This is a genomic window from Methylobacterium sp. C1, assembly GCF_001854385.1.
Taxonomy (GTDB): Bacteria; Pseudomonadota; Alphaproteobacteria; order Rhizobiales; family Beijerinckiaceae; genus Methylobacterium; species Methylobacterium radiotolerans.
In genome coordinates, this window is sequence record NZ_CP017640.1 from 4,325,858 (window position 1) to 4,346,089 (window position 20,232).

At 70.3% G+C, this 20,232-nt stretch carries 19 protein-coding genes and 1 tRNA gene; 12 read left to right on the top strand and 8 right to left on the bottom strand.

The annotated features are described in order from the left end of the window. Positions 1-19 precede the first annotated feature (19 nt). A complete protein-coding gene (locus BKE41_RS20005) occupies positions 20-1,225 on the bottom strand; it encodes an ABC transporter substrate-binding protein (RefSeq protein WP_085985359.1) in 1,206 nt (401 codons plus the stop codon). Between the two features lie 281 nt (positions 1,226-1,506). On the opposite strand from BKE41_RS20005, the gene cpaB reads away from it, so the two are divergent. From cpaB to BKE41_RS20040, 7 genes are all read left to right on the top strand, one after another. Next, positions 1,507-2,322 carry a Flp pilus assembly protein CpaB gene (gene cpaB / locus BKE41_RS20010; RefSeq protein ID WP_024829123.1) on the top strand — a complete coding sequence of 272 codons (816 nt, stop codon included), beginning with the start codon at positions 1,507-1,509 and terminating at the stop codon, positions 2,320-2,322. A gap of 5 nt (positions 2,323-2,327) precedes the next feature. After that, positions 2,328-3,968, top strand: coding sequence for a type II and III secretion system protein family protein (locus BKE41_RS20015; RefSeq protein ID WP_029359323.1), 1,641 nt, complete (start codon positions 2,328-2,330; stop codon positions 3,966-3,968). Positions 3,969-4,005: 37 nt separating this feature from the next. Continuing rightward, on the top strand, positions 4,006-4,749 hold the full coding sequence (locus tag BKE41_RS20020) for a CpaD family pilus assembly protein (RefSeq protein ID WP_029359322.1): 744 nt from the start codon (positions 4,006-4,008) through the stop codon (positions 4,747-4,749). A gap of 78 nt (positions 4,750-4,827) precedes the next feature. Then, positions 4,828-6,072, top strand: a complete 1,245-nt coding sequence (locus BKE41_RS20025; protein WP_012320726.1) for an AAA family ATPase — start codon at positions 4,828-4,830, stop codon at positions 6,070-6,072. 57 nt (positions 6,073-6,129) lie between these two features. Next, complete coding sequence (locus tag BKE41_RS20030; protein WP_012320727.1) at positions 6,130-7,572, top strand: CpaF family protein; 1,443 nt, start codon at positions 6,130-6,132, stop codon at positions 7,570-7,572. A gap of 4 nt (positions 7,573-7,576) precedes the next feature. After that, positions 7,577-8,554 (top strand): type II secretion system F family protein, encoded by a 978-nt coding sequence (locus BKE41_RS20035; protein WP_012320728.1) that lies wholly within the window; start codon positions 7,577-7,579, stop codon positions 8,552-8,554. Between the two features lie 31 nt (positions 8,555-8,585). Continuing rightward, on the top strand, positions 8,586-9,563 hold the full coding sequence (locus tag BKE41_RS20040; protein ID WP_012320729.1) for a type II secretion system F family protein: 978 nt from the start codon (positions 8,586-8,588) through the stop codon (positions 9,561-9,563). A gap of 49 nt (positions 9,564-9,612) precedes the next feature. On the opposite strand, the gene BKE41_RS20045 is transcribed toward BKE41_RS20040, so the two are convergent. Continuing rightward, a complete protein-coding gene (locus BKE41_RS20045) occupies positions 9,613-9,846 on the bottom strand; it encodes a GcrA family cell cycle regulator (protein WP_020095642.1) in 234 nt (77 codons plus the stop codon). Between the two features lie 411 nt (positions 9,847-10,257). On the opposite strand from BKE41_RS20045, the gene sseA reads away from it, so the two are divergent. Both sseA and BKE41_RS20055 read left to right on the top strand, forming a co-directional pair. Further along, a complete protein-coding gene (sseA, locus tag BKE41_RS20050) occupies positions 10,258-11,103 on the top strand; it encodes a 3-mercaptopyruvate sulfurtransferase (protein ID WP_024829120.1) in 846 nt (281 codons plus the stop codon). Positions 11,104-11,173: 70 nt separating this feature from the next. Next, positions 11,174-11,719 (top strand): hypothetical protein, encoded by a 546-nt coding sequence (locus BKE41_RS20055; RefSeq protein ID WP_245295818.1) that lies wholly within the window; start codon positions 11,174-11,176, stop codon positions 11,717-11,719. 64 nt (positions 11,720-11,783) lie between these two features. Here BKE41_RS20055 and BKE41_RS20060 read toward each other — a convergent pair whose 3' ends face one another. The 4 genes from BKE41_RS20060 to BKE41_RS20075 are packed head-to-tail and all read right to left on the bottom strand — an operon-like array spanning position 11,784 to position 15,023. Then, positions 11,784-12,608: an FTR1 family protein gene (locus tag BKE41_RS20060; RefSeq protein ID WP_043074292.1), complete on the bottom strand. Its 825-nt coding sequence runs from the start codon at positions 12,606-12,608 to the stop codon at positions 11,784-11,786. A 53-nt stretch (positions 12,609-12,661) separates the two neighbouring features. After that, entirely contained in the window at positions 12,662-14,095 is a 1,434-nt protein-coding gene (locus BKE41_RS20065) for a 4Fe-4S binding protein (protein ID WP_071000023.1), read from the bottom strand. Further along, positions 14,092-14,442: a cupredoxin domain-containing protein gene (locus BKE41_RS20070; protein ID WP_071000725.1), complete on the bottom strand. Its 351-nt coding sequence runs from the start codon at positions 14,440-14,442 to the stop codon at positions 14,092-14,094. Before BKE41_RS20070 ends, BKE41_RS20065 begins: the two co-directional genes overlap by 4 nt. 17 nt (positions 14,443-14,459) lie before the next feature. After that, positions 14,460-15,023 carry an iron transporter gene (locus BKE41_RS20075; RefSeq protein ID WP_041372370.1) on the bottom strand — a complete coding sequence of 188 codons (564 nt, stop codon included), beginning with the start codon at positions 15,021-15,023 and terminating at the stop codon, positions 14,460-14,462. Positions 15,024-15,376: 353 nt separating this feature from the next. Between BKE41_RS20075 and BKE41_RS20080 the strand changes: the two genes are divergently transcribed. Then, positions 15,377-17,503 (top strand): carbohydrate porin, encoded by a 2,127-nt coding sequence (locus BKE41_RS20080; protein ID WP_071000024.1) that lies wholly within the window; start codon positions 15,377-15,379, stop codon positions 17,501-17,503. Between the two features lie 34 nt (positions 17,504-17,537). Here the strand turns inward: BKE41_RS20080 and lipB are convergent, their stop codons facing one another. Further along, positions 17,538-18,269: a lipoyl(octanoyl) transferase LipB gene (gene lipB, locus BKE41_RS20085; RefSeq protein WP_012320738.1), complete on the bottom strand. Its 732-nt coding sequence runs from the start codon at positions 18,267-18,269 to the stop codon at positions 17,538-17,540. Between the two features lie 116 nt (positions 18,270-18,385). Here lipB and BKE41_RS20090 point away from each other — a divergent pair, with 116 nt between their 5' ends. Both BKE41_RS20090 and BKE41_RS20095 read left to right on the top strand, forming a co-directional pair. Next, positions 18,386-18,691 carry a FliM/FliN family flagellar motor switch protein gene (locus BKE41_RS20090; RefSeq protein ID WP_020095633.1) on the top strand — a complete coding sequence of 102 codons (306 nt, stop codon included), beginning with the start codon at positions 18,386-18,388 and terminating at the stop codon, positions 18,689-18,691. Positions 18,692-18,809: 118 nt separating this feature from the next. After that, positions 18,810-18,894: transfer RNA gene (locus BKE41_RS20095), tRNA-Leu, on the top strand. Positions 18,895-19,109: 215 nt separating this feature from the next. Here the strand turns inward: BKE41_RS20095 and BKE41_RS20100 are convergent. Then, complete coding sequence (locus BKE41_RS20100) at positions 19,110-20,084, bottom strand: helix-turn-helix domain-containing protein (protein ID WP_029359315.1); 975 nt, start codon at positions 20,082-20,084, stop codon at positions 19,110-19,112. Positions 20,085-20,232: the final 148 nt, after the last annotated feature.

Below are 20,232 nucleotides of genomic sequence, written 5' to 3' on the forward strand. Positions count from 1 at the left end.
CTGCGCCCCTCCCTCGTCCCTACTTCGCCGCCGTCAGCGGGCAGCCGCTCTCGGCCGGGGTGGCGAAGGCCTCCTTGCCGGGGATGGTCGAGATCAGCTTGTAGAGGTCCCACGGACCCTTCGACTCGGCCGGCTTCTTCACCTCGAACAGGTACATGTCGTGGACCATGCGGCCGTTCGGCTGCACGATCCCGCCATGGGCGAAGACGTCGTCCACCGGCAGTTCCTTGAGCTTGGCGTTGACCGCGTCGGTCTCGTCGGTGCCGGCCGCCTTGACGGCCTTCAGGTAGGACAGGACCGCCGAGTAGGTGCCGGCCTGGATCATGTTGGGCATCCGGCCGGTGCGCTTCATGTAGCGCTGGCCGAAGGCGCGGGTCTCGTCGTTGGCGTCCCAGTACCAGCCCTCGGTGAGCGTCAGGCCCTGGGCGACCTTGAGTCCGAGCCCGTGCACCTCCGAGAGGGTGAACAGCAGGGCCGCGAGCTTCTGCCCGCCCTCGACGATGCCGTACTCGGCCGCCTGCTTGATCGCGTTCGAGGTGTCGAGGCCGGCATTGGCGAGCCCGATCACCTTGGCCTTCGAGCCCTGCGCCTGGAGCAGGAAGGACGAGAAGTCCTGGTTCGAGAGCGGGTGCCGGACGCTGCCCAGCACCTTGCCGCCGTTGGCGATCACCACCTTGCTGGTGTCGGCCTCCAGCGCCGAGCCGAAGGCGTAGTCGGCGGTGAGGAAGAACCACGTGTTGCCGCCCGCCCGGGTCAGCGCGCCGCCAGTGCCCACCGCCAGCGCCCGCGTGTCGAACGCCCAGTGGTAGCCGTACGGCGTGCAGGCCTTGCCGGTGAGGTCGCTGGTCGCCGCCCCGGTGGTGATGGTGATCTTCTTCTTCTCCTTGGACAGGCCCTGGACCGCCAGCGCCACCGAGGAGGTGGTCAGCTCCATGATCGCGTCGACCCCGTCGCGGTCGTACCATTGCCGGGCGATCGCCGAGGCGATGTCGGGCTTGTTCTGATGGTCGGCCGTGAGGATCTCGATCGGCACGCTGCCGATCTTGCCGCCCATGTCCTCCACCGCCATGCGGGCGGCCTCGACCGAGCCCTGGCCGCCGTACTCGGCGTAGAGGCCGGACTGGTCGTTGAGGATGCCGATCCGTATCGCGTTGTCCGAGAAGCTTCCCTGCGCGGCCGCCGGGGCGGAGCCGAGCGCGGTCCCCGCGAGGGCGGTCGCCAGCACCGCGCCGCCGATTGTCCTGATCATGTCTCCCCCCGGTTCGCCCGAGTGCCCGCTTCTGAGGCGGTTCCGGCGGCACGATAGGGGACGACCCGGCGCTGCGCCACGGCCGAGGTCGAGCGGAGGCTGAAGGATTCCGCGGATTGTGACGCGGTTCCGGTCGCCCCGTTTCCGGACCGGCGACAACGGCAGAGGTTATAATACCTTAACCATAATTACACGAATCCCCGCGCAGGTTCCGGTCATGGACGGCAATCCGGCCGTCTCCGGCGCGTGGCGATGCGATGAACCCAGCCCGTTTCGCCGTCCTCGGTATCGCCCTCGCGGCGGGGACCGGGGCGGCCTTCCTGATGAGCGGCGGCGACCCGCCACCGCCGCCACCGCCGCCGGCGGCCGAGGCGCCGCCGCAGCCGACGACCGACGTGCTCGTGGCCGCCATCGACATGCCCATGGGCCAGGTGCTCCGGGCCGCGGACCTGCGCTGGCAGCCCTGGCCGGACGGCGCCGTGGCCAACGGCTACATGACCCGCAAGATCAACCCCAAGGCCCTCGAGGAGACCGTGGGCGCGTCCGTGCGCTCGGGCTTCCTGACGGGCGAGCCGATCCGCGCCCAGAAGCTGGTGCGCCCGGAGAGCGGCTTCATGGCGGCGATCCTGCCGCCCGGCATGCGCGCGGTCGCCATCGTCACCGACAGCCGCGGCACCAACTCGGCCGGCGGCTTCATCCTGCCGAACGACCGCGTCGACGTGATCCGCACCTTCCGCGACGAGTCCAATTCGCGGGCCAACAACAGCGACGTGCAGCTCTCCCAGACGATCCTGACCGACATCCGCGTCCTGGCGATCGGTCAGCTGGTCCAGGAGAAGAACGGCACCAACGTCGTCACCGGCGAGACCGCGACGCTGGCCGTCACGCCCGCGCAGGCCGAGACCCTGGCCCTCGCCCAGAAGGTCGGCGCCCTGACCCTCTCCCTGCGCAGCCTCGCCGATGCCGGGCGGCCGCCCGAAGCCACGCCGCTGGCCGACGCGTCCGCCGCGCAGATGCCCGAACCCGCCCTGACCGTGGTGCGCTTCGGCGTCGCGCGGCAGCAGACGCCGTGACCGCCATGATCGCTCCTCCGCCCGCTTCGCTGCCCGACGCCCGCCCGCCGCGGCGCTCCGACCGCGGCCCGCGCCGCCGCTCGGCCGGCGCCCTCGCCCTGTTGGCCGCCCTGAGCGGGCCGGCCTCCGCCCAGGACCGCCAGACCTTCGGTCCCGCACCGGTCCTGACGGTCGGGGCCGCGGAAGCCAACACCACCCGGCGGGTCGAGCTGACCGCCGGCCGCTCCGTCATCGTCGATCTGCCGCGGGACGCCAAGGAGGTGTTCGTGGCCAACCCCGCGGTGGCCAACGCGGTGGTGCGCTCGACCCGCAAGGTCTTCGTGATCGGCATGGCCGACGGCGCGACCTCGATCTTCATCATGGATGCCGAGGGCCGCCAGATCGCCGCCCTCGACGTGACGGTGGCGCGGGACCTCAACCTCGGGACCCTGCGCGAGCTGCTCAGCCAGAGCATCCCGGGCGGGCGCTTCGACGTGCGCTCCTCGGGTGCCTCGGTGCTCCTGTCGGGGGCGGTCAACTCCTCGTCGGACGCGCAGCAGGCGATCGACATCGCCAACGCCTTCGTGGGCCTGGGCGGCGGCGGGGCCGCCGGGCCGGCCGGGGCGGCCAGCGGCGGTGTCGCCGCCGGGTCGCGGGGCGCGGTGATCAACAATCTCACGATCCGCAACAAGGATCAGGTGATGCTCCGCGTCACCGTGGTCGAAGTGTCCCGCAACGTCGTGAAGCAGTTCGGCATCAACATGACCGGCAACTGGGCGGCGCTGAACCCGGTCGGGAACCTGGGGCAGACGCTCGTGAACGGCGGGACCGCGGCGGCCACGCAGGTTCCGGCGATGAACCCGAACGTGATCACCAACAACCTGCCCTTCCCGATCAACACGAACACGCCGAGCGGAAACCTGATCCAGGCCTCCGTGCAGGGGGGCGGCTTCTCGCTCCAGGCGACCCTGAAGGCGTTCGAGCAGGCCGGCGTCTCGCGCATCCTGGCCGAGCCGACGCTGACCGCCATCTCGGGCGAGGCCGCCAAGTTCCTGGCCGGCGGCGAGTTCGCGGTCCCGGCCTCGGCGACCTGCGCGGTCGGCGGCGTCTGCTCGCCCGGCATCACCTACAAGCCCTACGGCGTCGCCCTGTCGTTCACCCCGACGGTGCTGGCCGACAACCGGATCTCGATCCGCGTCGCCACGGACGTGACCGAGATCGATACCCAACAGAGCTTCAGCTACGTCATCGGCAACACCTCGGTCGCGGTGCCGGGCACCCGGGTGCGCCGCTCAGAGACCACCGTCGAGCTGCCCTCCGGCGGCGTGATGATGACCGCCGGCCTGCTCCAGCAGTTCAACAAGCAGGCGATCGCCGGCCTGCCCGGCCTGATCAACCTCCCGATCCTCGGCGCGCTGTTCCGCTCCCGCGATTACCAGCGCCAGGAGACCGAGCTGATGATCATGTGCACGCCCTACATCGCCCGGCCGATGGAGCCGAAGCAGGTCAGCCGGCCCGACGACAACTTCGTCGACGCCAGCGACGGGCAGACGGTGCTGCTCGGCCAGATCAACCGCATCTACGGCAAGGTCGCCCCGCCCGGCGCGACCGCCGCGGCGCCGCTCGGCCGCGCCTACCGCGGCCGCGTCGGCTTCATCGTCGAGTAGCGCCCCGCAGCCCCGCCGCGCCCCCAGGATCGGACCCATGACCGGACGTCACACGCCCGCCCTGCCCCGCCGCGCCGCGAGCGTGCTCGCCGCCTGCGCGCTGGGCACCCTCGCGGCGGCCTGCAAGAGCGATCCCGCCACGACCGGCGGCATCGACATAACGGATTACCGCGCGCGCCACCCGATCGTGCTGACCGACGGGACCCGCAGCCTCGACGTGTTCCCCACCGGCACGGGTCATCTGGACCCGCGCCAGGCGACCGATGTCGACGCCTTCATGCTGGAATACCGGCGCTACGGCCGCGGAAGCCTGCTGATGCAGGTGCCCCAGGGCGTCCCGGCCGACCAGATCGTCGCCGTGGAGCGGACCGCGTCGGTGCTGGGCCGGCTCGGCACGCAGAACGGCGTCAACGGCCGCGAGATCACCGTCACCGGCTACGCGGTGGCCGCGCCGACCCTCGCCTCGCCGATCCGTCTGAGCTTCCAGCGCATGCAGGCCAAGGTGGCCGACGCCTGCGGCCTCTGGCCCCAGGACCTCGGGACCAGCAATTTCGCGATCGACTACAACAACCGGCCGAGCTGGAACCTGGGCTGCGCCACGCAGTCCAACGTAGCCGCCCAGGTCGCCGACCCGGTCGACCTCGTGCGCGGCCGGCCCGAGGGCCGCATCGACACGGTCAAGCGGGTCCGGGACATTGGCCAGTTGCGGGATGGCAAGGATCCGTCAACCACATGGCGGCAAGATGGGCAGACCGCCGTGAAGTCCCAGGTCACGAACTGAGACAGCCGGCGTCGGGGATGGGCAGCCCCGCCGCCGACCGCAACGCCGCGCCCCGCACGCGAACCCGAAAGCGCCGTCATGGCAGAGCTGTCCGAGACGACCGAGCGCACGATCGCCCCGGTGCCCCGGATCACCATCCAGGCATTCTGCGAGACCGGCGAGACCGCGGCGATGATCGAGGGCGCGGCCCTCGACCGGCGCATGCAGAAGGCGCAGGTCAAGGTGCGGATGGGCGGCGGGGCCGCCGCGATCGAGGCCTACCGGCACGCGCCGACGCCCAACGTCATCCTCATCGAGGTCCAGGGCGCGCGCTCGAAGCCGATCGAGTGCCTCGACGCCCTGGCCGAGGTCTGCGACGAGGGCACCCGCGTCCTGGTGATCGGCCACGTCAATGACGTGATGCTCTACCGGCAGCTGATCCAGCGCGGGGTGTCCGACTATCTGATGGCGCCGGTCGAGCCCCTGACGCTCATCGCGGCGATCTCCGACCTGTTCACGGCCCCGGGCGTGAAGCCTGTGGGACGGACCGTGGCGGTCTACGGCGTCAAGGGCGGCATCGGCGCCTCGACCGTGGCGCACAATTTCGCGTGGTCCGTGGCCCGGAGTCAGGGCGTCCAGACGGTGATCGCCGATCTCGACATCGCCTTCGGCACCGCCTCGCTCAACTTCAACCAGGATCCGCCCCAGGGCATCGCCGAGGCGGTGTTCGCGCCCGAGCGCCTGGATTCCGCCCTGGTCGAGCGGCTGCTGTCCAAGTGCAGCGACAACCTGAGCCTGCTCTCGGCCCCGGCCAGCCTGGACCGGACCATCGACCTGTCCGAGCCGGCCTTCGACACTCTGATCGAGCACATGCGGGCGAGCGTGCCCTGCGTGGTCCTGGACATCCCGCACCAGTGGAACGCGTGGTCGAAGCGGGTTCTCACGGCGGCCGACGAGATCCTGATCGTGGCCGGGCCCGACCTCGCCTGCCTGCGCAACGCCAAGAACCTCCTCGGCGCGCTGAAGCACGGCCGCCCGAACGACCAGCCGCCCCGCATCGTGCTGAACGGCGTCGGCGTGCCCAAGCGGCCCGAGATCGGCACCGCCGAGTTCGCCAAGGCCCTGGAGGCTCCGGTCGCCCTGACGATCCCGTTCGAGCCGACCCTGTTCGGCACGGCGGCCAACAATGGCCAGATGATCGCCGAGATCCAGGCGGGCTCGAAGGTGGCGGAGCTGTTCAACGATCTGGCGGCCATGACCCTCGGGCGCCCCGAGAGCCGGCGCGGCCGTCCGAGCCTGCTGGAGCCGCTGCTCGCCAAGCTTTCCGGCCGCAAGGCATCCTGATGGGGACGCGATCCTTCGCCCGGCAGGCGCCGCGGGTCAGCGTCGGGGATCTGACCCATGTTCGGTAGGCGTCAATCCGGCGGCGCGTCGGCGGCGCCCCCGCCGATCCCGCAGGCGCGGATCCCGGCGCCGGCCACGCCTGTGCTGCGCGACGCGCCGGCGGCGGCCTCGCGCCCGGCACCGGCGGCCCCGGTCGTCGTCGAGACCGCGCGCTCGGAGGATTACTACCGCACGAAGAGCCTGATCTTCGGCGCCCTGATCGAGGCGATCGACCTGACGCAGCTCTCGCGCCTCGACGCCGAGACCGCGCGCGAGGAGATCCGCGACATCGTCACGGAGATCATCGGGCTCAAGAACATCGTCCTGTCGATCTCCGAGCAGGAGGAGCTGCTCGACGACATCTGCAACGACGTGCTGGGCTACGGTCCCCTGGAGCCGCTGCTCGCCCGCGACGATATCGCCGACATCATGGTCAACGGCGCCCACCGGACCTTCATCGAGGTCGGGGGCAAGATCCAGCTGACCAGTGTGCGGTTCCGCGACAACCAGCAGCTGATGAACATCTGTCAGCGGATCGTCAGCCAGGTCGGGCGCCGCGTCGACGACGCCTCGCCGATCTGCGACGCGCGCCTGCCGGACGGATCCCGCGTCAACGTCATCGCGCCGCCCCTGGCGATCGACGGCCCGGCGCTCACCATCCGCAAGTTCAAGAAGGACAAGCTGACCCTGGAGCAGCTCGTGCGCTTCGGGGCGATCTCGCCCGAGGGCGCCGAGGTCCTGAAGATCATCGGCCAGTCGCGCTGCAACGTGGTCATCTCGGGCGGCACCGGCTCGGGCAAGACGACGCTGCTCAACTGCCTCACGGCCTTCATCGAGCACGACGAGCGGGTCATCACCTGCGAGGACGCGGCCGAGCTGCAGCTCCAGCAGCCCCACGTGGTGCGCCTGGAGACGCGGCCGCCCAACATGGAGGGCCAGGGCCAGGTCACCATGCGCGACCTCGTGAAGAACTGCCTGCGCATGCGTCCCGAGCGGATCATCGTCGGTGAGGTGCGCGGACCGGAGGCCTTCGACCTGCTCCAGGCGATGAACACCGGCCACGACGGCTCGATGGGCACGCTCCACGCCAACAGCCCGCGCGAGTGCCTGTCGCGTATCGAGTCGATGATCTCGATGGGCGGCTTCTCGCTGCCCTCGCGGACCCTGCGCGAGATGATCTGCGGCTCGATCGACGTCGTGATCCAGGCCATGCGCCTGCGCGACGGCTCCCGGCGCATCACCCACATCACCGAGGTTCTCGGCATGGAGGGCGACGTCATCACCACGCAGGACGTGTTCCTCTACGACATCGTCGGCGAGGACGCGAACGGCAAGCTGATCGGGCGCCACCGCTCGACCGGCGTCGGCCGGCCGAAATTCTGGGAGCGCGCCCGCTACTACGGCCTGGAACAGCGACTCGGCGAGGCGCTCGACGCTGCCGAGGTCATCGACCGGAACTGAGCCGATGGCGGACGCCTCCAACCTGCCGATCGCCGCCGGCCTCGTCGGCATCGCGGTCGCCGCCGTCGCCTACGTGGCGGTCCTGCCCCTGCTCGGCGGCGAGCGCCGGGCCAACAAGCGCCTGAAGTCGATCAGCGTCTCGGCCTCGGGAGCGGCGACCCGGGGCGTGGCGGTCAACCGACGCGAGCAGGTCGCCAAGACGCTGAGCGAGATCGAGGCGAAGGCCAAGGGCGCCTCGAAGGCCAGCGTCGAGCTGAAGCTCGCCCGCGCGGGCCTCGGATGGACGAAGCAGACCTTCTACGGGATGTCGGCCCTGAGCGGCGTCGTCTTCGGCCTCCTGCTCTTCGTCATCACCGACAACGCCCTGGCGGCGCTCGGCGCCGCCTTCGCGGGCGGCTTCGGCCTCCCGGCCTATCTGCTGCGCCACCTGCGGCTCAAGCGCATCGCGAAATTCAACAAGGAGCTGCCCAACGCCGTCGACGTGGTGGTCCGCGGCATCCGCACCGGCATCCCGGTGGGCGACTGCTTCCGCATGGTCTCGCGCGAGGCCGAGGAGCCGGTGCGCAGCGAGTTCCGGACCGTGGTCGAGACCCAGGCGATGGGCCTGTCCCTCGGCGAGGCCTGCACCCGCCTGTTCGAGCGGGTGCCCACCGCCGAGGTGAACTTCTTCGCCATCGTGATCAACATCCAGCAGCAATCGGGCGGCAACCTCTCCGAGGCGCTGAACAACCTGTCCACGGTGCTGCGCGACCGCGCCAAGATGCGCGGCAAGGTCCAGGCGATGAGCATGGAGGCCAAGGCCTCGGCCTCGATCATCGCCTGCCTGCCCTTCGCGGTGGCGGGCATCACCGCCCTCACCAGCCCCGACTACATCTCGCTGCTCTGGACCACCGATACGGGCAAGATCGCCCTGGTCGGCGCGGCGATCTGGATGTCCATCGGCATCTTCACGATCAAGAAGATGATCGCCTTCGAGTTCTAGGCGCGGTGCGCCGTCTTCCGGATCCCGCCCGATGATCGACGCCATCGCCGAGAAGCTGTTCGATCCGCGCTTCATGGGCACGGTCCTGGCCGCCGTCGCGGCGGCCGCGACCGCCTACGCGGTGGCGCAGCCCTTCCTGGAGACCGACCGGCTCGGCAAGCGGATGAAGCTCGTCAGCGACGAGCGAGAGCAGATCCGGCGGCGCGAGCGGCTGAGCGCGGAGCGGACCGGCAACCGGGCGACGCTGCGCACGGAGCCGAAGGCCTACATGAAGTCCATCGTCGAGCGGTACCAGCTGCGCCGCTGGCTCGGCACGGACACCGCCAAGCGCAAGCTGATGCAGGCGGGCTATCGCGGCCAGGGGGCGGAGACGGCGTTCCTGTTCTTCCGCCTCGTCGTGCCGGTGGTCGCGGTGATCGCGGCCCTGTTCTACCTGTTCGTGCTGGAGGTGCTCGACGCCTCGTACCTCATGCGGTTCGGGCTAGTGATCGGCGCGGCCTACATGGGCATCAAGGCGCCGGAGCTGTTCCTGGTAAATACCGCCAAGAAGCGCCAGACCGAGATCCGCAAGGCGTGGCCCGACGCCCTCGACCTCACGCTGATCTGCGTGGAATCCGGCATGGCGATCGAGAACGCGTTCCGGAAGGTGAGCACCGAGATCGCCACGTCCTCGGTCGTGCTGGCCGAGGAACTCGCGCTGATGACCGCCGAGATGTCGTTCCTGCCCGACCGGCGCCAGGCCTACGAGAACCTCGTGATGCGCACCGGGCTCGAGCCGGTGAAATCCGTGGCCACGGCGCTGATCCAGGCTGAGCGTTACGGCACGCCGGTGGGTCAGGCGCTGCGCGTGCTGAGCCAGGAGAGCCGCGACATGCGCATGAACGAGGCCGAGAAGAAGGCGGCCGGGCTTCCGCCGAAGCTCACCGTCCCGATGATCCTGTTCTTCCTGCCCGTGCTGTTCGTGGTCATCATCACCCCGGCGGTCATCCAGATCATGCGGACGCAGTGACGGCCGGCATGGTCCAGGGGATACGACAGGGGATACGGCAGGACCGGCCTCAGCGGATGCGGCCGGGGCGGGTCGGCTCGAACACGATGCGGCGGTGATAGGCGCACCAGCTCTTGCCGTCGGACACGGGGGCGCCGCAGCAGACGGCGCGGTCGTTCGGCTCACCGATGATGTACTTGCACACGAAGGCGCCGGACTGAGCGAAGGGCACGCGCAGGTCGGCCGAGGGCTCCTCGACGGTCTCGGCGTCGCCGATCTGGGACATGCGGACGAGTTGATTCATGGTATCGATCGGCTCAATAAGCATCCTGCACGGTGGGTCGGGCGCCCGGGCAGACAGGGAAGGTTTGAACGCATCTCGTTCAGGCGACGGCCCCGTTTCGCGTCCGCGAGCGGAGCGTCCGGGGCGGCCAACACGATGCCGGCCGTACGGCCGACGCGATTGGCGTCATCATGGTGTCGTAACTGGGGTTACGGCTCTTTAAAACAAGACCAGCCTGCGCTGGATGCATCGGACCACGGTGCAGGATGCGTAGCTCCGTGTTCCCACGCGCGCTCGATTGGCATCGGCCGGCATCGGCGCGGCTGACGAATCCGCTCGAACGCCGCCGCCCCGCGGCGGCCCGGACGTGCAACGCGCTGCGACCTGTGGTTCTGTGAGCCCGCAACGCGAACAGAGCCGGATCCGCCGACCATGGCCCAAGCGCCCCTCGTGTCACCCGAATGGCTGCACGACCGCCTCGCGGCCCCCGACATCGTCGTGCTCGACACCTCCTGGTACCTCCCGGCCGCGGGCCGCGATCCCGAGGCCGAGTTCCGCGCGGCCCACATCCCCGGCGCCCGCCGCTTCGATCTCGACGCCATGAGCGACACCGAGTCGAACCTGCCGCACATGCTCCCGCGGCCCGAGGTGTTCGCGGCGCGGATGCGCGCGCTCGGTATCGGCGACGGCATGCAGATCGTGGTCTACGACGGACAGGGGCTGTTCTCGGCCCCGCGGGTCTGGTGGATGCTCAAGGCCTTCGGCGTGCGCGACGCGCTGGTCCTGGACGGCGGCCTGCCGGCCTGGGTGGCGGCGGGCTACCCGACCGAGGAGGGCGAGCCGCGCCCGCACGAGCGCCGGCACTTCACCGCTCGCCTCGACCACGGCGCCGTGGCGGACGCGGACGACGTCGCCCGGGCCCTCGAGACCGGCTCGGCGCAGGTGGTCGATGCCCGCTCGGGCACGCGGTTCCGCGGCGAGGAGCCGGAGCCCCGCCCCGGTGTCCGGCCGGGGCACATGCCCGGCGCCCGCAACCTGCACTACGCGGCCCTCCAGCGCGATGGCCGGATGAAGAGCCCCGAGGAGCTGCAGGCCGTCTTCGCCGAGAACGGCGTCGATCCGGACCGGCCGATCGTGACCACCTGCGGCTCCGGCGTGACCGCGGCGATCATCGCGCTGGCGCTGGAGACCATGGGCCGCCCCGCCCGGGGCCTCTACGACGGCTCCTGGTCGGAATGGGGCGCCGACCCGGCCCGGGCGGTCGCGACGGGTTCCTGAGAGGCAGCCTCCCGAACCGGCCCGGCGGCCCGTCCGCTCGGGGCTGGTCACGCGTCGCCTTGAATGCTCCGTGATCGATTTCGATATATCGAATGCGCCTGCGGTTGGGCGCTCTACGGAGAAAATCATGCCGCTTCACGACACCACCGCCTTCTCGGGCACCGTCGGGCACGTCTTCGCCCATCGCTTCACCGTCGAGGCCGACGGTGAGACCCATCTCGCTGACCTCGGCCCGAAAGGCGTGGCCGCCTTCCCGATCGCGCACGGGCTGCGGGTGACTCTCGAGGGCGAACGCCGTCCCTCCGAGATCAAGGTCACGCGGATCTCGGCGGAGGGCCGGGATCCTGTGGAGATCCATCACAAGAAGCCCCACCACCCACACGGGCCGAAACGGGCGGAGGCGCGGGCGGAGGCCTCGGCCGATCCCGCGCGCGCTCTCGCGGCGGTCGCCTCCGCGGGCTGGGCGGTCATGGACGCGCCCCGGCGCAAGCCGAAGCATTTCGAGGTCCTGGGTCGCCGACCCGACGGGGCGGCAACGGAGCTGCACGTCGATTTCGCCGGCACGATATACCGGGAGAAACCGGCCGATCCCACCAAGTGGACTGCGCAGAGCTGAGGACGGCCACACGGTTTCCTCCGCCGCGCCGACGGTCGGTGCGGCGGAGGTCGCTTGACGTTCCCTACGCCGCCCGCACCGCGCGGCGCTTGTCGGTGGCGCTCCACTGCATCAGGCCGACCATGACCGCGATGGTGGCGATGTAGACCAGCCCCTGGAGGGCGGTCGGCCGGTCGGTGTAGCCGACCAGCGCGTGCAGGACGCGGCCCGGCCAGGAATTCTCGGCGATCACGGCGGAGCTGTTCCAGAGGGTGTGGCCGAGGACGTCCACCACACCGGCATTGGCCAGGAACTGCGCCGCCTGCGCGGCGAGGCCGGCCGCGAGGAAGATGATCAGGACACTGGTCACCGAGAAGACGTAGCGGCTCGGGATCGAGGCGAGCCCGAGATAGGTCACGGCCGAGAGGAGCGCGCCCGCACCGATGCCGGCGACCGCCCCGAACTGGATGTCCGCGCCCGAGGTGCCCGAGGCCACGAGGCCGTAGAGGAACAGGACCAGCTCGGCCCCCTCGCGCAGGATCGCGGCGCCGATCACGATCGACAGGGCCGCCGCCTCCCGCTCGCCCGAGCGCACGGCCGCACCGGCGGCGCGCAACTCGCCGGCCAGCTCCTTGCCGTGCTTGCTCATCCAGGTGTTGTGCCAGATCAGCAGCAGCACGGCGACGATCAGGACCGCGGCGTTCAGGATGTCCTGCCCGCTACCCTCGAAGGCGTCGGAGATCTTCTCGGCGAACAGGGCCACCAGCGCGGCGCCCGCGAGGCCGCCGACGATGCCGAGCAGGACCCAGCGCATCCGGCCCGGAATGCCGCGGGTCGCCGCCAGCACGATGGAGATGATGAGGCCCGCCTCGATGACTTCGCGGAAGGCGATGACGAAGGCGCCGATCATGGCGGTCTCCAGAAGTTGTGAGGTCGTGTGACGCGAGGCGCGCGAACCGCGCGCTACCAGATCCAGAACAGGAGCACCCAGTTGGCCACCGAGAGGGCGGCCGCGCCGGCGATGCAGGCCGAGGCCGCCACCCGGCGCAGGCCGCCGGCGTCGAGACCCGCCACCCGCCAGGCCAGCCAGACGCTCCACAGGCTCGCGCCGGCCAGCAGGCCCGCGCGGATCTCCGCCACGTAGGGGATCACGATGCCGTCGCCGCGCAGGAACGTCACGGTGAGCGCCGACAAGCCCAGGAAGACGCCGCAGCCCGCCACCGGGATCAGCGTCTGGGTCAGGTGGTGGAAGCGCCGGAGCGACCAGCCCCCGAGGCTCAGGGTCGCGAGCGCCACGATCCCCGACAGGGCGAGCCCGAGCACGACGGTGGCGGCGCCGATGTAGGCCAGCAGCAGCCCGCCGTCGAGGAGCGTCATGACGTCGTTGCGGTCGGGATAGTTCGTCAGCACGAACCAGGGCGCCGAGTACTCCAGCGGCCACGTCGTTCCGCGCTCGATGAGCCACGTGGCCGCCCACTGCTTGGCATCGACGTACCAGGGGCTCGAGGACCACTGGAAGGCGCCCACCGCCAGCGCCAGCATGCCGAACAGGATCAGCATGGTCTGGTCGAGGCTCGGCTCCGCGCCGGCCACGTGGACGATCTCGTGGTTGGGCGAGCGCAGGGCGAGGTGCACGGCGCCGCGATGGCCGCTGCAGCGCCCGCACATGTGGCAAGCGCCCGCGCCGCGCATGGTCTTCACCGGCACGAGGGGCGCGCAGTTGAAAGCCTCGGTGCCGCCGACCGGCTTGGGCGAGGCCGCCCAGGCGGCGCGGTCGACCTGGAAGCTCACCGGCGCGAGCTTCGACAGCACCGCGAAGACGCCGTTGACCGGGCAGAGGTAGCGGCACCAGACCCGCTTGTTGCGCCCGTACAGCAGGCCGACCACGATCGCCGCCAGCGTCGAGCCGCCCAGCACCGCGAGCACCGGCTTCGGGTAGCCGTAGACGCTGGTCATCTGGCCGTAGACGGTGGTGCCCGCGAAGGCCACGAACGGCCAGCCCTGCCAGGTGATCCAGCGCGGCACGGCGTAGCCGCGGCTCCAGCGGCTCGCGAACTCGCTCAGCGCGCCCTCCGGGCAGAGCACGCCGCACCAGGCCCGCCCGACCAGCACCATGCTGACCAGCACGAACGGCCACCAGATCCCCCAGAAGGCGAACTGGGCGGCCAGCGTCAGGTTGGTCCAGATGTGGGCGGCATTGTCGGGCAGCGGCAGCAGGGCCGGGACGATCACCAGCACCGCGTAGACGGCGACGATCAGCCACTGCACGGACCGGATGATCCAGCCGTACCGGCGCAGCACGTCGCCGAACCGCGCGAGCCGCGCGTCGACCGCGGACCGGCGCGGCGTGACGCCGGCCAGGGCCAGGGAGCCGGGCGCTGTCGTGGACGCGCTCATTTGGCCACCATGGTCGCCTTCGCTTCCGGGTGGAAATCGTCGAACACCTGGTAGGTGCCGGCATCGAGGGTGCGGAACACGATCGCCGAGGTCGAGCCCGCGGCCAGCGCCTTCTCGCGCCGGAGTTCCGTGCTCTCGAACTCCACCGGCGTCTGGCCGGTATTCGAGATCTCGAGCTTGAACCGGGTGTTGGCCGGAACCTCGATCACCGTCGGGATGATCACGCCGTCGCGCATCTCCACCTTGATGACCGGCATGTCGTCGGCCCGCGCCGGCGCGGAGGCCGACGCGGCGGCGACCAGCAGCAGCGGGATGGCTCGGACGAGGGAGCGCGGCAAGCGGGACACGGTCAGCTCCAGCACTCTCAGTAGGCGCCCTTCTTGCCGACGCCCGCGAAGGTGAAGTCCTGGGTGATCTCGAAGGGCTCGAACCAGGGGCCGACACCCGTCTCCTTGTCGACGTGGCGGCCGAAATGGCTGTCCTTGCCCGGGGGCGCGACGGTGACCTTGAGACGGTAACGACCGGGGCCGAACAGCTTGACGTTGTCGCCGTAATGCGGCCCGTCATTGGCCACCATCGGCATCAGCATGCCCGACACCGTCTGGTCGGTGGGCTTGTCGCCGTCGAGCTTCACCGCCTCGAACCGGACGTCGAGCGCCGGAACCCAGTCCCCCTCGGCGAAGCCGTTGCGGTTGTCCTTGGCGGCGCGGATATCGGTCTCGAGGTGGATGTCCGACTTGGCGGCCTCGCGCATCATGCCGGGCGGATCCATCTCGATCGGCTGGAGATAGACGGCGGCGACCTCGAGGCCGTTCCGCGTCACGTGCGGCCCGATCGGCACCTCCTTGGCCGTCGCGGCGCCCGCGAACGCGAGGAGTGAGGCCGCGGCGAGGCCGCGGAGAACCGGGATGATGTGCGACGCGTGCATGCGACCGCACATAATCCACCCCGCCCGAAGTTCAAACCGGAATCGCACGAGCATCAAATAATAACAATTCTAATCTGGGACGTCGTCGAGTCGGCACGACCGTATTCACACGTCTTCCCGAGAGATCGACACGCTCACTACGCGATCTCACGCAGATGTTCGCCCCAAAATCTTGCACTGGATCTTGACGGAGCCGGCTCAGCCAGGCTCGTCATGCCAGTGCCATGCAGCGAACCGAGAATGTGGGGCGGGACGGCCACGATCTGCGCGACGCCCTGTGACTGGACTGCGCGGTGCGGCTTGCGCGACACCGGATCCCGTTTAAGCAAGTGCTATACTTTTCTGTGAGTCGGATGAGAACCCGTTCCGTGCCCCTGGTCCGCACCGCAGCGCTCGTCCTGACCGCGCCCCTCCTCGCGCCCGTCGCGGCACCGGCGGCCGACCTGTTCGCCCCGCGCCCAACCGCCCAGGCGCCGGCCTACACCGACTGGTCAGGAGGCTATGTCGGCCTGGAGGGGAGCGCAGGCGGCTCCTACGGTGCCTACAGTTTCGGCCCCACGACGATCGGAGGCCGGCCGGTCCCGCCGTTCAAGAGCGGCGATTCCACCGGCCGCAGCGATCAGGGCAAGAACGCCACGACGGCAACCGGCGGCCTGTTCGGCGGCTGGAACTGGCAGGCCGGGCCGTGGGTCTACGGCATCGAGGCCAGTCTCGACGCGGCGAATCTGAAGCGGCCAGTCCCCTCGACCATCGCGGGCTTCGGCTACGCGGACACGACGCCGGCCTTCAACATCGTGCGCGCCAAGACCGACCTCTACGGCGCCCTCCGTGCCCGGCTGGGCTACAGCTTCGACCGCTACCTGATCTACGGCACCTTCGGGCTCGCGGGGGCGAACGCGCGCATCCTGGCGAACTATCCGGACCTCGACGCGGGCGGGCAGACCGCGGCGCGGCGGGACCTCGACTATGTCGGCTTCACCCTCGGCGCGGGCGTGCAGTACGCCATCACCGACAGCCTCGCCCTGGGGATCGACTACCGCTACATCGATCTCGGCGGCAGCCGGCGCTTCCCGCTGGGCGCTGTGCCCGGCGACGCGGGCGGGCCGGTCACGACCCGGGCGAGCTTCAACTCCAACCAGCTGTTCGCGCGGCTGATGTGGTTCCCGGACGGCCTGAAGGTCCCGCCGGACCCGGACGAGACCGCCCCGCACGACCCCGACAACGGCGATACCGGCCGCTTCTCGCTGCACGGCCAGACGACGCTGATCGCGCAGGGCGTGCCCGGCTTCCGCTCGCCCTACGAGGGCGCGCAGAGCCTGATCCCCCACCAGGCCCGGCAGACCACCACGGCCACGATCTTCCTCGGGCTCAAGCTCACCGACAGCACCGAGGTCTACTACAACCCCGAGTTCAGCCAGGGCTTCGGCCTGTCGCGGACGCTGGGCGTCGCCGGCTTCGTCAACGGCGAGGCGCAGAAGGCCGGCGCCCCCTTCCCGAAGCTGCGCTCGAATCGCTACTACGTGAAGCAGACCTTCGGGCTGGGCGGCGAGACCGTGGAGGTGCCGGACGGCCCGAACCAGGTGGCCACCCGCTACGACGCCGAGCGGATCACGCTGATCGCCGGCAAGTTCGCGCTGGGCGACTTCTTCGACGGCAACATCTACGCGCACGATCCGCGCGTGGACTTCTTCAACTGGTCGCTCTGGGGCTCGTCGGCCTGGGACTTCCCGGCCAATCTCCCGGGCTTCACGCAGGGCGTCTACGCCGAGTACAACCGGCCGGAATTCGCGATCCGCGCCGCCTACACGCAGGTGCCCAAGGAGCCGTCGAGCGACGTGCTCGACCCGCGGGTGTTCCGGCGCGCCGGGCTGAACGTCGAGTTCGAGGAGCGCCACGTCCTCCCGTGGCTGGAGCAGCCCGGCAAGATCCGCATCGGGCTGTTCTCGAATGTCGGCGTCTCGGCCAACAACCGCGATGTGGTCACCCTGACGCAGCTCGGCCTGTTCGACGACATCAACGACGCCGTCGCGGCGACCCGGCGGCCCCGCCGCAAGACCGGCGGCTACATCAACCTGGAGCAGGCGCTGACGCCCGAACTCGGGCTGTTCGCCCGGGCGAGCCTGAACGACGGGCGCACCGAGAACATCTCCTTCACCGACATCGACCAGAGCTTCTCCGGAGGCCTGTCGCTGAAGGGCAAGGCCTGGGACCGGCCCGACGACACGGTCGGAATCGGCGCCGCGATGAACGGGCTCTCGCCGTCGCACCGGGCCGCCTTCGCGGCCGGCTATCTCGGCCTGCTGGTCGGGGACGGGCGCCTCAACTACGGCACCGAGCGCGCGCTGGAGACCTACTACGCCCTGAACCTCACGAAGTTCGTCACCCTGACCTTCGACTACCAGTTCATCGACAATCCCGGATACAACCGCGACCGCGGCCCGGCACACTTCTTCGCCTCGCGGCTGCACGCGGATTTCTGATCGGCGCGGCCGGAGGCTTCGGCGGCGCGCCCGATCAGAAATCCGCCTCGATCGCGGTCGCACCGAAAATGTCCTCGAAGGCGGCGCGGAGCTGCATGTCGACCTCGGCCATGCTCACCGGCAGGCCCAGATCGACCAGACTCGTCACGCCGTGCTCCCGGACGCCGCACGGCACGATGCCGTCGAAATGCGCGAGGTCGGGCTCCACGTTCAGGCTGACGCCGTGGAAGCTGACCCAGCGGCGGACCCGGATGCCGATCGCCGCGATCTTGTCCTCGACGCCGGGCCCCTTCTCGGGTCGGCGCACCCAGACCCCGACCCGGTCCTCGCGGCGCTCGGCGCGGACGTTGAAGGCGGCCAGGGTCTCGATCAGCCACGCCTCCAGGCTCGCCACGTAGGCGCGCAGGTCGCGGCTGCGCCGGTCGAGGTCGAGCATCACGTAGGCCACCCGCTGGCCGGGGCCGTGATAGGTGTACTGCCCGCCCCGCCCCGTCGCGTGGACCGGGAAGCGGTCCGGCGCCACGAGATCCTCGGGCCGGGCCGACGTGCCCGCGGTGTAGAGCGGTGGGTGCTCCAGCAGCCAGACGCATTCGGGCGCCGCGCCGCGGGCGATCGCCTCCGCGCGCGCCTCCATCCAGGCGAGGGCGGCCGCGTACTCCACCGGCGCGTCGCTCACGCGCCAGCCCACCGGGCCGGCGACCGGGTCGGTGCCGGGCCGCTTCGGGAACGCGTGCGGGCTGACCGTGAGGCGGGGCGCGTTTACCAAGAGTTCACCATCCTGCGTCGATGGTCGAAGCCTTCAACACCCGCGGCCGGCGGTTGCAAGGGCTTGCTGCGAAGGCTTGCCCGGACCGGACCGGCGGCGAGACGGGATGGCGGGCGGTGGCGGTCTTCGAGACCCTGAAGGTCGATCTGACGGTGGTGCTGGGCCGCGCCCGCATGCCGCTGCACATGCTTCTGCGCATGGGCCGCGGCGCCGTGATCGAGCTGGAGGCCAGCGACAGCGACATGGTCGAGATCCTGGCCAACGACCACCCGATCGCGCGCGGGCAGATCGTGGTGACGGGCGACCGCATCTCCGTGGAGGTGACCGAGCTGATCCGCAAGGCGGCCTCGATCGTCGAGCCGGGCGTCAGCATCGGCGACGGTGCGGCGCCATTCTTGGAGGGCGGCTACGATTCCCCGTGAGTGCGCTTGTCGGCGGCCGGACGATCTGTTATCCGCTGCGCCGCGCGACACGAAAGCGGCCCCGGGTTCTCCCGCGGGGTGCGACGGTCGGGCAACCGGACCGATCTTCGCGTCCGATGCGGCCATGGCGGAATTGGTAGACGCGCTAGCTTGAGGTGCTAGTCCCGCGAGGGGTGGAGGTTCGAGTCCTCTTGGCCGCACCACACTGTTTCGGTTGCCCGGATCTGCGGCAGCCCGGATGTGGTGCAAGACAGGGCGGTACGCCGCCGATCACGACGCAGCATCATCTGAACGGACCCGCAGGGTCGGGGCTGAAGTCCCGCTCGCGCGGCGGCGCCTTCGCCGGATCGGCGGAGTCGCGAGGCCGGCCCGCGCGCCGGGGCGGGGCAGGATCGGCCGAGGCCGTCCACCGTCGCGGTCAGCGAACCGACGGAGCGCCGGAGGCCCGCAGCACGGCCGCATCCCTGTACTCGCGCGGCGTCAGGCCGTGGCAATCCTTGAACCGGCGGGAGAAGTGCGCTTGGCTCGTGAATCCGCAGCCATAGGCGAGCATCCCGATCGACAGCTGCAGGCAGGCCGGGTCCGCCAGGCGCTTGGCCGCCGCCAGCCGGCGTTCCCAGATCCAGTCTGAGATGTGCTGGCCGCGCTCGTGGAACAGCTCCTGGAGGCGGCGCAGCGAGACGCCCATGACGGCCGCGAGCTGCGGCGGGTCGAGGCCCGGGTCGCCCAGATGAGCTTCGACATACGCCTTGGCGCGCTGAACGACGACGCTGCCGTGGATGGGCCGGGGCACGTCCTGCGCGAGCCGCTCGGCGAGGCTCGCCACGATCAGGTCGACTCCGATCGCCGACATGCGCTCGGCGGCGTCGGGCGTGAGCTGGTGACGCACCCGGATCAACTCCTGGATGAAGCGGGTCGCCAGCGTGGCCGAGGCGAGTTCCGCCCCGACCGACAGGCCAGTGTAGAGCCGCGTCGAGCCGAGCGCGCCCTCCAGGCGCTCCCGTGGCAGCTCCAGGAACAGGGCTTGGCTGTCCCTCTGGGTCGTCAGTACGGAGGCGCGGTGGTCGAGCACCAGCATGTCGCCGGGCCGCTGCACCGCCTCCCGGCCGTCCTGAACGCTCGTCGACAGGCCCGCGAGCTTGAACAGCACCACGACCATCCCGGCCCTGTCGTGGCGCCGGGCCGCGCTGGGCGTCGTCTCGCACTTCAGCGCGCTCTGCGTCAGGCGGGAGACGTGCAGCGCGCCGATCTCGGCGATGTCGAGCTTGCCCCGGAACGGTCCGTCGTCGAGGCGCTCGACCTCGATCGGCACGAGCCGCTCCCCGAGGAGGTCCCGCCACAGCCTGAACCCGTTCCTCGGGTGTAGCCCTTCCGTCGAGAACACAGTCTGCATGGGCAACGTCTGGAGTCGCCGCCGCGATATCGGTCGGCCGCGCAGCGGTCATTCGATCCGATCGCTAAGTATATTTCTATACATTCTCACGATCGAACGAGACATCAATACTGTCAATCCTGAAAAAATTAGGTCTTTCCGCGAAAAA